The 11105-nt window shown below is 41.3% G+C and carries 16 protein-coding genes; 8 read left to right on the top strand and 8 right to left on the bottom strand.

Annotation, left to right across the window (positions count from 1 at the left end; all coding sequences use genetic code 11):
* A partial coding sequence (gene smc, locus ACKTT2_RS02095) for a chromosome segregation protein SMC (RefSeq protein ID WP_407883477.1) occupies window positions 1-3497 on the bottom strand: 3497 nt, incomplete at its 3' end.
* A gap of 407 nt (window positions 3498-3904) precedes the next feature.
* Between smc and ACKTT2_RS02090 the strand changes: the two genes are divergently transcribed.
* Together ACKTT2_RS02090 and ACKTT2_RS02085 are read left to right on the top strand one after the other, a co-directional pair.
* Window positions 3905-4462 carry a Panacea domain-containing protein gene (locus ACKTT2_RS02090; protein ID WP_407883475.1) on the top strand — a complete coding sequence of 186 codons (558 nt, stop codon included), beginning with the start codon at window positions 3905-3907 and terminating at the stop codon, window positions 4460-4462.
* Window positions 4455-4688 (top strand): hypothetical protein, encoded by a 234-nt coding sequence (locus tag ACKTT2_RS02085; protein WP_407883473.1) that lies wholly within the window; start codon window positions 4455-4457, stop codon window positions 4686-4688. The genes ACKTT2_RS02090 and ACKTT2_RS02085 overlap by 8 nt, the downstream gene beginning before the upstream one ends.
* 320 nt (window positions 4689-5008) lie before the next feature.
* On the opposite strand, the gene ACKTT2_RS02080 is transcribed toward ACKTT2_RS02085, so the two are convergent.
* From ACKTT2_RS02080 to ACKTT2_RS02070, 3 genes are read right to left on the bottom strand one after another with little or no spacing between them, the layout of a single operon-like run.
* Entirely contained in the window at window positions 5009-5191 is a 183-nt protein-coding gene (locus ACKTT2_RS02080) for a DUF6887 family protein (protein ID WP_407883471.1), read from the bottom strand.
* Entirely contained in the window at window positions 5172-5288 is a 117-nt protein-coding gene (locus tag ACKTT2_RS02075; RefSeq protein WP_407883469.1) for a DUF6888 family protein, read from the bottom strand. Before ACKTT2_RS02075 ends, ACKTT2_RS02080 begins: the two co-directional genes overlap by 20 nt.
* A gap of 5 nt (window positions 5289-5293) precedes the next feature.
* Window positions 5294-5596, bottom strand: a complete 303-nt coding sequence (locus ACKTT2_RS02070) for a hypothetical protein (RefSeq protein WP_407883467.1) — start codon at window positions 5594-5596, stop codon at window positions 5294-5296.
* Between the two features lie 294 nt (window positions 5597-5890).
* Between ACKTT2_RS02070 and ACKTT2_RS02065 the strand changes: the two genes are divergently transcribed.
* From ACKTT2_RS02065 to ACKTT2_RS02040, 6 genes are all read left to right on the top strand, one after another.
* The gene (locus ACKTT2_RS02065; RefSeq protein WP_407883466.1) at window positions 5891-6157 is read left to right on the top strand and encodes a type II toxin-antitoxin system ParD family antitoxin; all 267 of its coding nucleotides are present in this window, start codon (window positions 5891-5893) and stop codon (window positions 6155-6157) included.
* Window positions 6158-6160: 3 nt separating this feature from the next.
* The gene (locus ACKTT2_RS02060; protein ID WP_407883464.1) at window positions 6161-6472 is read left to right on the top strand and encodes a type II toxin-antitoxin system RelE/ParE family toxin; all 312 of its coding nucleotides are present in this window, start codon (window positions 6161-6163) and stop codon (window positions 6470-6472) included.
* 115 nt (window positions 6473-6587) lie between these two features.
* Window positions 6588-6956, top strand: coding sequence for a hypothetical protein (locus ACKTT2_RS02055; RefSeq protein ID WP_407883462.1), 369 nt, complete (start codon window positions 6588-6590; stop codon window positions 6954-6956).
* Between the two features lie 49 nt (window positions 6957-7005).
* Window positions 7006-7356, top strand: a complete 351-nt coding sequence (locus tag ACKTT2_RS02050) for a DUF433 domain-containing protein (RefSeq protein WP_407883460.1) — start codon at window positions 7006-7008, stop codon at window positions 7354-7356.
* Window positions 7334-7696, top strand: a complete 363-nt coding sequence (locus ACKTT2_RS02045) for a hypothetical protein (RefSeq protein WP_407883458.1) — start codon at window positions 7334-7336, stop codon at window positions 7694-7696. Before ACKTT2_RS02050 ends, ACKTT2_RS02045 begins: the two co-directional genes overlap by 23 nt.
* Window positions 7697-8097: 401 nt before the next feature.
* On the top strand, window positions 8098-8433 hold the full coding sequence (locus ACKTT2_RS02040) for a hypothetical protein (RefSeq protein ID WP_407883456.1): 336 nt from the start codon (window positions 8098-8100) through the stop codon (window positions 8431-8433).
* A 90-nt stretch (window positions 8434-8523) separates the two neighbouring features.
* Here ACKTT2_RS02040 and ACKTT2_RS02035 read toward each other — a convergent pair whose 3' ends face one another.
* The 4 genes from ACKTT2_RS02035 to ACKTT2_RS02020 form a co-directional block, all read right to left on the bottom strand.
* On the bottom strand, window positions 8524-8943 hold the full coding sequence (locus tag ACKTT2_RS02035; RefSeq protein WP_407883453.1) for a putative toxin-antitoxin system toxin component, PIN family: 420 nt from the start codon (window positions 8941-8943) through the stop codon (window positions 8524-8526).
* Entirely contained in the window at window positions 8933-9157 is a 225-nt protein-coding gene (locus tag ACKTT2_RS02030) for a hypothetical protein (protein ID WP_407883451.1), read from the bottom strand. The genes ACKTT2_RS02035 and ACKTT2_RS02030 overlap by 11 nt, the downstream gene beginning before the upstream one ends.
* Window positions 9158-9234: 77 nt before the next feature.
* Complete coding sequence (locus ACKTT2_RS02025; RefSeq protein ID WP_407883449.1) at window positions 9235-9537, bottom strand: type II toxin-antitoxin system RelE/ParE family toxin; 303 nt, start codon at window positions 9535-9537, stop codon at window positions 9235-9237.
* 1 nt (window position 9538) lies between these two features.
* Window positions 9539-11105, bottom strand: a 1567-nt coding sequence (locus ACKTT2_RS02020; protein WP_407883447.1) for a WD40 repeat domain-containing protein, incomplete at its 5' end; no start/stop codon positions are given.

The following is an 11105-nucleotide window of genomic DNA, read 5'->3' as shown; positions in this document are numbered from 1 at the left end:
CCATCTAAAAACATATCTACTTCATCAAAAGCGTAAAACGGCGAGGGGCGATAGCGTTGGAGTGCGAAAATAAAACTTAATGCTGTTAGGGATTTTTCTCCTCCGGACATGGAAGCGAGTCTTTGTACTGGTTTACCTTTGGGGTGCGCCACGAGGTTCAATCCACTGTTAAATGGATCTTCTGGATTGTCGAGTTGTAGGTAACCGTCTCCTTCGGAGAGGGTGGCGAAGATGGATTGAAAATTTTCATTCACCGCATCAAAGGCTTCTTTAAATGCTCGTTGGCGTAAGGTGGTAAAGTTTTCAATTCGTAACAAAAGTTCGGTGCGTTCTCCTTCTAAAGTCTGGAGTTTTTCGCTGAGTCCTTCTAAGCGTTTTTGAGTCCGCTCGTATTGTTCCAACGCTAGCATATTGACGGGTTCCATTGCTTGCAAGCGTTTGGCTAGCGATCGCAGTTCTTTTTGCAGGTCTTCTAAATCCACTTTATCTGGAACTTCTGGCAATGGGCTGGGTAATTCTGCTCCTACTGTACGCAATTGCTCTTGCAATGTCGCAAATTCAGATCGCCTTGTTTGCTGGGTTTCTTGCAGCTTTTGCTGTTCCCATTCCAACTGTTGCTCTTTGGTAACGTGCGATCGCAATTCAAGTTCGGTGCGATCGCGTTGTTGTTTTTCTTCTCCCAAATTCTTCTCCATTTCACTCAAATTTGCCCGAATTTCTGTAATTTGAGTCTTAAGTTCTATAATTTGTCTGGAGATACCCTGCAAAGCTTCTGTTGATGATGTTTGTTGCTCTTGATATTCTTGAATGCGGCTTGAGCATTCTTGAATTTTCTCTTCCGAGCGCTGCTGCTGGTTTTCTAAATTTTTCAGTTTTTGCTCGGCTTCTCGTAATGCTGCTTCCCTTTGTTGTAATTGTTGCTCTTGAATTTTGATAGTCGCTTGAATTTGTTGCCATTCTTGAGGAGTTTGGGACTGTTCCAACTCCATCAAAGCTTGTCTGAGTTGTTGTAATTGTTGCTCTTGACCTGGTAATTCCCGATCTAAAACCTCCAAACGGGATTGAGCCGTTGCTAACTTTTCCTGGTTTTGGGTTAATTGCGACCGCGTTCCTTCTAACTGGGCTGTCAAACTCTTAATCTCTTTCTGTAGCTGTTCGGCTTGCAACTGCTGTTCTCTCCGCCCTTGTCTGGCTTCAGCGAGTTCTTGTGTCAGTTGTTTTGTCCTGACTGACAGAGAACTTATCGCCTCACCACAACGCTCTAAAACCCGTTCGATATCCGCTAATCGACGCTTCAAACTAGCAACTTCCTCAGATTCTGCTGCTTCCACCGTCCCAAATCGCAACGCCGAACGCTGAGTCGTGCTACCACCAGTCATGGCTCCACTGGTTTCTAATAATTCTCCATCTAATGTTACAATTCTATACAATCCTAAATGCTGACGTGCTAGCTGTAAATTTTCAAACACTACCGTATTTCCAAAAACGTAAGCAAACACATCTTTGTAACGGCGATCGCACTCAATCAAGTTAACAGCATAATCAACATAGCCGTTCGCATAACGTAAGGTGAAATCTTGAGTCAATTTTGGAGCTTGAATTTTCGTCAGTGGGAGAAAAGTTGCCCTACCAGCACGTTTTTGCTTGAGCAATTCAATTCCGGCTGAGGCTATGCTGTCATCTTCCACAACTATGTGTCCCAAACGCGCCCCGGCGGAAATTTCCAAAGCCAATTGATAGCGAGGGTCTACTCGTCCTAACTGTACCACCATCCCGCAAACACCAGGTATACCCGCTTGTAAAATCACTTTACTGGCTTGGGTTCCTTGAACTTCTTGCTGGGCTGCTTGTTGGGCTTCTAGCTTATCTAAAGAACGTTGTTTTTCCCTTTGTTCTTGCAAGAGACGTTTTTGGGTATCTTGTTGGATTTGCAGTTCTTGTTCTGTGGCTGATAAAGTTTCGGTTAGGGTTTGAATGGGTTCGCTGGAAGCATTAAATTTTGTTTCAACTTGCGCGTACTCAGCTTGTTTTTCTGCTAGCTGGGGTTCTAAAGTTTGAATCAGTTCCGTTTGTTCTTGAATGAGTTGTTGTAATTGGTTATTGCGCTCTCTTAACTGGGCTTGTTCCGTGCGTTGGGGATCGACGGTTTGCAACAGGGCTTCTATTTGACGGTTGAGGGCTGCTTGTTGCTGTACCCAAGCTTCTGAGGCGGAAGCAATTTCTGCTGCTATTTCACGAGATTTTTCTAATTCTTGTCGTGCTTCATCTCGTTGGGTTTGTAAGGATGAGATGTATTGGGTTTGTTCGATTTCGTTTTGGGCGAGTTGTTCTAAGGTTTGTTGGTGTTGTTGAATTTCCTGCTGTGTTTGTTGTTGGCGTTTGATGGTTTCTTGAATTGCTGTTTCTAGTTCTGTTTGTTGGCGTTGAAGTTGCTTGCGTTCTGCTTCTTGGGTCGCTAGGGTGGATTGTACTGCTAAAAGTTGTTCTTCTCCCAAGGATTTGACATGGGCGTTGAGTTGTTCGAGTACGTTGGTTTTTTGGGCGATTTCTGATTTTAGGGCTGCGAGTTGATTGATGAGTTCGCTCTTAGTGCGATCGCCTTCTTGGATTTGTGTGGATAGCTTTTCTTGTTGAGCTTGTAAGGAACGCCATGATAAGACGGTTTCCCAAAGTTGTTTTTCTTGATACTCAGTGCGAAGTTTTTGGTATTTTTCTGCTTTGGCGCGATCTTGGGAGAGGCGATCGCGTTGTGCGATTAGTTCTGTCTCTACAATGCGACAGCTATCTTCCTTTTCCTTAACTTCATCAAGAGTTCCTTTGGCTTGGGTAATTTTGCGGTCAAATGCAGCTACTCCTGCTAATTCATCAATAATTTCCCGTCTCTCGCGGGAGTTCATGGAAATAATGCTGGTAACGTCCCCTTGGAGTACGACGTTGTAACCTTCAGGGTGAATCCGGAGTTTCTCTAGTTCTTCGTGCAGTTCTGTGAGGGTACAGGAGACACTGTTAATGTAATAATTTGAGGTGTAGGTTCCTTGGCTTGTGACTCTTAGCCTTCTGGTGACGCTCCATTCTACGCCAGATTTTGCTTGGATTTTGGCTTTGCGAAATTTTTCTTCTTCGGTTTGTTCCTGGCGATCGGTTTCTTCATCAGGTGATAAATCAGTGACATCGGTTTCTTCGGCTATGGTTACTTCTGTCACTTGGTGTACGTCGTCTACGATTAAGTCCGATAAATCAAAGGTTACTGTAACGCTTGCTTCGATGCTGGCTCTTCCCTTTGCTGTTTGATTATTGTTAACCAAATCGGGTAGGCGATCCGCCCGCATTCCCTTTGAACTGGCGAGTCCAAGGCAAAAAAGCAGTGCGTCGAGAATGTTGGATTTCCCGGAACCGTTGGGTCCAGAAATGACGGTAAACTCCGGTAGTAAGGGGACAGAAGTCGTACCGCCGAAGGATTTGAAGTTTGTGAGTTCTACCCGTTTTATATGCACCATAGGTGGTTGCTAACTGGGGGAGTGAAGTTCAAGTGTACCAACAAAATTATCAATAGGTTAGAGGGTTGGGGTAATGGAACCGCAGCCTGTAGCAGACGGACGCGGATGGGAGGAGTTTAAGGCTACTTCCTTCAGTGCTATAATACTAGCGATCTTCTTCTCTTCTTTCTCCCTTGCTCTTTGCGTCTTCGCGGTTCATTTAAATAAATAGTCTTCGGACGGGATAGGAGTAGTTTATCAAGAGAATTGTGAGATGGGGAAAAGCTGTTCCAAGATCCCTAACTTTTTGAAGGATACAGAGTCGCGAATAGCTATGCATTCATCAGAAGCAAACATTTGGATGTAATATAAGACATTATTGTCTCAACAAAAGCGGTACAATAGTACTGGTAGACTCTGGTGTGTGTATGACCATTCAGTTTAATTTTCATCCAGAGAAGGCAGTAGAAGCAGCAGCCTTGTTCCTGAAACTTCATGGTAAACCCATGAAGTATTTAGGTCTGCTTAAGTTGTTGTATATGGCTGACCGCATTGCTCTAGAACGTTTGGAGCAACCGATTAGTGGCGACCACTATGTATCAATGGATCGTGGTCCCGTTCTTAGTGCTGTTTATGATTTAATTAAAGGGAACAAGGTGGATGGTGCATTAGATGTATGGTCTAAATACATCTCTAGTCATAGTAATTATGAAGTCTCCTTACTAAAAGATCCTGGAGTTGACGAACTCTGTGAAGATGAAATTGATATTATCAAGCAGGTTTATCAAGAGAAGGGTCATTTTGATCGATTTGACTTAGTAGAGATAACTCACCTTTTCCCTGAATGGCAAAATCCTAATGGTAGTCCTATACCCATTTTTGTTGAAGATATTCTTCAAAACATAGGAAAAACAAACGATGAAATAGAAGAAATCCGCAAAGAGGCTGAGAGAGAAGCTTACTTAGATTTGGTTTTGAATGACTAATTTTTGTGTAAATCTTGGAGATGCATTCCTGTTGGAGACTCCACCCAACGGAATGCATTTGTATATTGCTATAGCTCTTATAGATGAAGACAGCGACACTTACTTATTTGTAAACATAACTTCTCTTAGACCAAATTCAGATACATCATGCATCCTAAAACCTGGAGCAGGCGTTCCTAAATTTATTCTTTATGATTCAGCCGTAGCTTATGAAGCATGCGCGTGAAATTAGTTTAACACAAATTTCCGAGATAATTGATAATGATAGTTGTACTTAACAAGGGACTTGTTCGCTAAATATTTTGTACAAAATACAAATGGGTGCAATATCATCTAAACAAATAAAAATTAAATATAAGAACATCATTAAGACTCGCTTGAATATTCCATAAGTGTACTTCTACCATCTTCACGCTTTTCGCACTATCTAAAATTTTTTTTACTCGTATCGCGATATCTTCACTTCCACTGTCATGTAACAGCATCGAAGCTATTTTTTAGCTTCGAGAGAAGGTAATTAATAATGTCTGTCCGGATTGCCAGTTTTTAATTTTCTCTCAGTATTTTTGGTAATACTGTATCAATTTGTTCTGGTGGTATTTTTACGCGACCGGGCGCGATCGCTAACATATCCATGTATTTATGGAAAGCTTCGGTGTCATGAGGGTTACGCCGAACATATGCCAGTAATTCAGCCCGTGTCATACCTTCAAAATTTGATTCCGTCATAAATCATTCCTCCATCAATGTCAATCTCAATTTCTATTGTCTGTCCAACCAGAATGAATATGCGTTTTGTTCGCTCATCTAATCGAGTCACGTTCATTGGTTTTAGCAAATTACTTGCCATAACGCACACTCGATACATGTCAAGTGGACGGGGATATCATAAAATCCTGATAATCGCATTAAAGGTGCGATCGCCAAAAATTTAATTAAACCTTCAGACACTTTTCCAGATGCAAGATAGCGTCGGAAGTTATTCCTGATTGTTAATAAATCCTGCTGCTCCCACTTTGTCAACGGCTCTATAGTTAAATAATTAGTAAACGAACCAATCGCTTCTTCTTGGAGTTTTAACAAGCGATGAACATCATTGAGAGTAATGGTACTGGCTTCTAGAGTAATTGGCATAGGTTTTCACCACGTTTTCTAGTACTAATGAACATACTGCACTATGAAAGGCAAGAATTTCCATAGAGGATCTCTAAAAGGTTACGTATGATACCTCTTTCAGCAATTATTGTCTAACTATGCTATAATTTTGCGTCTAAAAAACTATTGTTATCTTTTGGAGCAAGAGCAATTTGGTAACTTAGTGCATCAAGAAATTCGATTACAGTATCCGCAGTTGTCGGAGATCTGACGAATCGATTCCGTTAGAAATAGAATAGAAATAGGTTTATACACAATACATAGTAGGTCATAATGAATTTGTCACTCACTCCAGAACTCGAGCAGTTTGTTCACAATCAGGTAGCAAGTGGGAAATACTCATCATTTGAAGAAGTTGTTTTGGCTGCTCTACAGAGCTTGGCAGAGCGCGAACGTATTTACAAGGGACGATTTGAAGAATTGCAACGGGAAATTGAGCTTGGTGTAGAAGCATCTTTACGAGGAGAAATTGTTGATAGCGAAACCGTTTTTAGCCAACTACAGCAGAAGTTACAACAACGTCGGGAACAGGCTTGCTAGCCCATGAACAATATTTGTCGGTTTACTGTCCCAGCCAGTCGGGATATTGAAAACATTATCGACTACATTGCTGATAGTAGTAGTTTAGATGCGGCAGATCGCTTGCTTAAAAAAATCAATCAAAAGTGTAAAAATCTCGCTAATTTCCCAAACATGGGACGCAGGCGAGATGAACTTCTTCCATCATTACGCAGTTTTCCAGTTGATGATTACCTAATATTTTATCGTCCAATTGAAGGAGGAATTGAAATATTAAGGGTAGTTAGTGGGTATCGGGATCTAAATGCCTTATTTGAAGGACTGGATGAAAATTAGTACAGCATATGTTTTATGTTGCAATTCTCAGTTGTGTTAAATGCATCTAATTTTAGGAGTGCAACGCCTTGCGTCCTTACATCTGTATTACATTGATTCGAGAATACTTACTAATATGGCGTACTTTTATTCTATTCGTGGTTGGTTGGAAGTTGAGCCAGATAACTTCGCAAGTGTTACAGGATTAATACAATCTCTACAAGCAAGTTATCTTAAAGATACAAAGATAGGATTATATTTGCAAGGCTGGTGTTGGAACTCTCAACCAGTCAATTGGACACAGTACGTGTTTTATGGAGCAGATATAACTGAGGATGGATTGGAGTTATTTAAGGATACATTGAGTAAATTAATTACACTAAAGGGAAATTTGTCAGGTTATTTCCATGCTCAAGGTGAAGATGGGGAGAAGAATTTTGTTTATAGAGTAGTTGACGATCGCTTGATGATGGAAACGGATAGTATTTTGGTAGCAGTAACTTAATGTGAGAATGTTTGTAGATTAAGATAATTATTATGGAATGAGGTGAGTTATGCAATTAGAAGATTACTTCGATTTTCAACGTCCTGATGATATTCGGCTGAAAGGTACAAGGGTAGGAATTGAAACGATCCTTTATGATTTTATACATCGTTGTCGGACTCCAGAGGAAATCGTCGAAAGCTATCCATCGGTCACTTTGGAACAGGTCTATGCTACTATCCTCTATTACCTACATAATAAAGAAGCCGTTAGTGCCTACATGAGTGATTGGTTGGAATGGAGCCATAGAGTGAGAGAAGAACAACGCCGCAATCCTCCGCCGGTTGTTGTTAAGCTTATGAAACTTAAAGCCGAACGAGAAGCAAAGAAAAAAACACATGACTCTCAAGTATCTTCTTGATGAAAATGTTGATAAGGTTTATCAACGTCAATTTTTACGGAGAAGTTTAAACCTTGTCATGTGGGTGGTTGGAGATCCGGGTGCTCCTCCCAGAGGCACATTAGACCCGGAAATATTAGATTGGTGTGAGGAGCGTAATTTCCTATTAGTAACTAATAATCGTACATCCATGCCCGTACATTTAGCTGACCACATTGCTCAAGGTCATCACATCCCTGGAATTCTGATATTAAATGATAAATTAACTATTGGTGAAACTGTTAATGAGTTAATCTTAATTGCAGAGGGATCTTTTGAAGGTGAGTATCAAGACCAAATTGTTCATTTGCCGTTGCCTTAAAGGAAAGAAATAGCTATACTGGAAACGGCTAAAAACTGTTCTTTTTCGGAATGAGTTGATGTATTTGTAGGGGCGCAAGGCATTGCGCCCTTACGAGTTTTTGACAACTTTCGGAAAGTTTGTTTGATGATGGAAACGAGCAGTATTTTGGTAACAGTAACTTAATATAATTCCCCTTCTTACGTGCTGACATAACATCACGTTGTAAAAATCCCCATCAATCCCAACATTCCCCAACAAATTTAGAAATTAGCAGACGGAGACTACGCCGGAGTAGAAGCTTAGGGTAGGGTGTTTTTAAGTGGGAAGAACCAAAGTCAATAATTGTGTTTTCGGTTAAGATATACGACATAACGTTAAGGCGTAAGCTCGTTGCTTACAGTTTCTTTGAGGGATATTCTATGGTAATGAATCGTGAGTCCATAGCGAATCGTATCCAAGCCATGCCAAGCGACCTAGTGAAGACGGCTGTACTCAGATGGCTCTTAACCCCAGGCAGTTTAGACGATCTAGAACAGACACTTAAAGAAGAAACCACTCTTGAAGAAGAGAGTGATTGGGAGTGGGGTGAAGTTAGCGCGTCCCTTCAGTTTATGCCTCTGAGCGAACAGGAAATGGTTCATCATAGCCTGCAAGCTTTGGAGGAATACCAGCGCACGGGACAGGGCATAGACCACGAACAAATGAAAGCATGGGCAGCTAACTTGGGGACGGATCGAGAATTACCATGTCCCTAGTCATTTGGTCTCAACAGGCATCACAGGATATTCAGAGGCATTACGCTTTCTTACAAGACGTAAATACTATGGAATGGATTTTTTACCCGTTTAAGTTACTTCTAATTCCAAAAATTGTTGAATTGTTAAAATCGAAATCTCCTGAAATGGATGCAACACCAACAAATCATTATCTCCACTGATAATACAAGTTGCTTGTCCACTCAATGCTAACTCCAGATATTTATTGTCTTTTGGCTCTCGGCAAATATCAATATTTTCAGTTATCTCTACAAACTTAACTGTTTTGACAAAACTAGCCAAGAATAGTTTTCTCTCTATTACTGTAATATATTTATCAAATTTTTCTCTGTTTAAAACTTCTTCGATTTCCGATAAAACAGGCATTGACATCAATACTCTACCAAATATCTGAGCCTTATCCAATGCCTGACGCGCTTTACCTTTTTTGATAATAACGGCACTAATAATGATATTCGCGTCCAGAACAAATAGCCTTTCAACGTTCATTAAGAATAGACTCCAAAATTTCTGGTGTTAAACCTCTGGCTGCTGCTCTATCGCTAATTTCATCCATAATTTCTCGCAATAAAGCAAGATCTTCATCAGCTGGTTTTTGAAGTAATATACTAATTAACGATTGAATTTTCTGACGTTCTCTATGGGATGCAGACTGATATGCATCTGCCACTTCTGGAGTCACTTCAATAATAATTTGTTTCATTTTTTTATCAATTTTTTGTTAGCATTTGGACTATAATGATTCTAGCAAATTTATTCTGTTGGCGCACCTGACAAGCACTAGTGTCTCCCACAAAGGCGTTCGATCGCCGCGTAAGTAAGTTGGCGAGAAAAAACCAACCTATGTAACGAAAAGTAACGTTTCACCAAAAAGGTAACGTAAAAGACACGATAGGCTTCGTCAGTACGAATGCGAATTTCTTCGACTCCCTTGCCAACAATGGGCATTGGTTTGAAATCTGTTGGTGTCTGTCCTTGCTGAACTGCTCGCAATTGAAAGCCCGCTTTACAACGTGCTTCTTCCGAGAAATTGGAGATGTCAATTTTGGACGAGCCAATCCAAAATCTAAAATCCAAAATCATGTTATTCCTCTCTCAACTTTTTCAACTCTTCTGCTGAGAAAGGATTTTTACCTATATTTAAGGCATTAATCCAGCGTTGACGTTGCGATTTGTACTCAGAATTATCAGTCCATTTGATAAAGGCTTGGAAGTCCTCAATCGCTCCTTTGCTATTACCAATTAGCGCTCTAGCCAGCCCTCGGCTATCAAAAATATTTCCATCTTTTGGAGAAAGAGCAACTGCTTTTTCACAGGCAAACATAACATCTTTCGCAAATCCCCGCAAGCTACCATCCCAACAAAGAGAATTCCAATCATCGGCAGAAATGGTTAAAGAGGGATCGACTTTTTGAGCATCTTTGTAAAGAGCGATCGCTTCTTTAATTTTATCCTGCTTTATGAGTGCTTCTCTTGTTATGAGAAAAGCAACAGATGTTGGATTATTTTCTATAGCTTTCGTCTCTGAATTTAAGTCAATATTTGGAGCTAGTTGTTGTGCTTTTTTAAACTTAACTAGTGCTGCCTCAATGTTACCTTCTTGGGCAAGTTTTATGCCTTGGACAACTATAGCAGGTGCTGCTTTTACTTCTGAATTATAGTTTAGTTTGGAATTCCAAACCTTGGCTTTATTAAACTTAGCAACCGCACCTTCAAAATTTCCCTCAGTTGCTAATGTCTCACCTTGTTCTACTAAAGTTGATGCTGCAGCAATCAGGAGAGGCTTTGTTTGACATACCTGAAGTTCTTCCAATGTCTCAGGATGCTGGGGCAAATAATATTTGAGCCAATCGCATCCCAACACAAGTAACTTTTCTAGATCCAAGTTCCACAATTTCACCGTCTTGTCCGAACTTGCAGAAGCGATAGTTTTGCCGTCGGGGCTGAAGCTGACGCTCCAAACTCCGGCGAAATGCCCTCTGAGGGTTTTGAGTTCTCTGCCTGTGGTATCCCAGAGTTTGACGGTGTTGTCCCTACTTGCAGAAGCGATAGTTTTGCCGTCGGGGCTAAAGCTGACGCCATAAACATCGTCGGAATGCCCTTTGAGGGTTTTGAGTTCTCTGCCTGTAGTATCCCAGAGTTTGACAATGTTGTCATCACTTGCAGAAGCAATCGTCTTGCCATCGGGGCTGAAGCTGACGCTCAAAACTCCGGCGGAATGCCCTTTGAGGGTTTTGAGTTCTCTGCCTGTGGTATCCCAGAGTTTGACGGTGTTGTCATCACTTGCAGAAGCAATCGTCTTGCCGTCGGGGCTGAAGCTGACGCTCTCAACTTGATCGGAATGCCCTTTGAGAGTTTTGAGTTCTCTGCCTGTAGTATCCCAGAGTTTGACGGTGTTGTCCCTACTTGCAGAAGCAATCGTCTTGCCGTCGGGGCTGAAGCTGACGCTCAAAACATCGTCGGAATGACCTTTGAGGGTTTTGAGTTCTCTGCCTGTAGTATCCCACAGTTTGACGGTGTTGTCCTTACTTGCAGAAGCAATGGTTTTGTCGTTGAGGCTGAAACTGACGCTCCAAACTCCGGCGGAATGCCCTTTGAGGGTTTTGAGTTCTCTGCCTGTGGTATCCCAGAGTTTGACGGTGTTGTCATCA

Origin of the sequence: Scytonema hankhaensis NUACC26 (genome assembly GCF_045865695.1) — a bacterium.
Lineage (GTDB): Bacteria > Cyanobacteriota > Cyanobacteriia > Cyanobacteriales > Nostocaceae > Scytonema.
This window is presented reverse-complemented; position numbering and strand designations above follow the sequence as displayed.

Coding starts and splice junctions, on each gene's coding strand:
- ACKTT2_RS02090 (WP_407883475.1), top strand. CDS start 3,905: ATGACCATTCAGTTTAATTTTCATCCAGAGAAGGCAGTAGAAGCAGCA.
- ACKTT2_RS02085 (WP_407883473.1), top strand. CDS start 4,455: ATGACTAATTTTTGTGTAAATCTTGGAGATGCATTCCTGTTGGAGACT.
- ACKTT2_RS02080 (WP_407883471.1), bottom strand. CDS start 5,191: ATGACGGAATCAAATTTTGAAGGTATGACACGGGCTGAATTACTGGCA.
- ACKTT2_RS02075 (WP_407883469.1), bottom strand. CDS start 5,288: ATGAACGTGACTCGATTAGATGAGCGAACAAAACGCATATTCATTCTG.
- ACKTT2_RS02070 (WP_407883467.1), bottom strand. CDS start 5,596: ATGCCAATTACTCTAGAAGCCAGTACCATTACTCTCAATGATGTTCAT.
- ACKTT2_RS02065 (WP_407883466.1), top strand. CDS start 5,891: ATGAATTTGTCACTCACTCCAGAACTCGAGCAGTTTGTTCACAATCAG.
- ACKTT2_RS02060 (WP_407883464.1), top strand. CDS start 6,161: ATGAACAATATTTGTCGGTTTACTGTCCCAGCCAGTCGGGATATTGAA.
- ACKTT2_RS02055 (WP_407883462.1), top strand. CDS start 6,588: ATGGCGTACTTTTATTCTATTCGTGGTTGGTTGGAAGTTGAGCCAGAT.
- ACKTT2_RS02050 (WP_407883460.1), top strand. CDS start 7,006: ATGCAATTAGAAGATTACTTCGATTTTCAACGTCCTGATGATATTCGG.
- ACKTT2_RS02045 (WP_407883458.1), top strand. CDS start 7,334: ATGACTCTCAAGTATCTTCTTGATGAAAATGTTGATAAGGTTTATCAA.
- ACKTT2_RS02040 (WP_407883456.1), top strand. CDS start 8,098: ATGGTAATGAATCGTGAGTCCATAGCGAATCGTATCCAAGCCATGCCA.
- ACKTT2_RS02035 (WP_407883453.1), bottom strand. CDS start 8,943: ATGAACGTTGAAAGGCTATTTGTTCTGGACGCGAATATCATTATTAGT.
- ACKTT2_RS02030 (WP_407883451.1), bottom strand. CDS start 9,157: ATGAAACAAATTATTATTGAAGTGACTCCAGAAGTGGCAGATGCATAT.
- ACKTT2_RS02025 (WP_407883449.1), bottom strand. CDS start 9,537: ATGATTTTGGATTTTAGATTTTGGATTGGCTCGTCCAAAATTGACATC.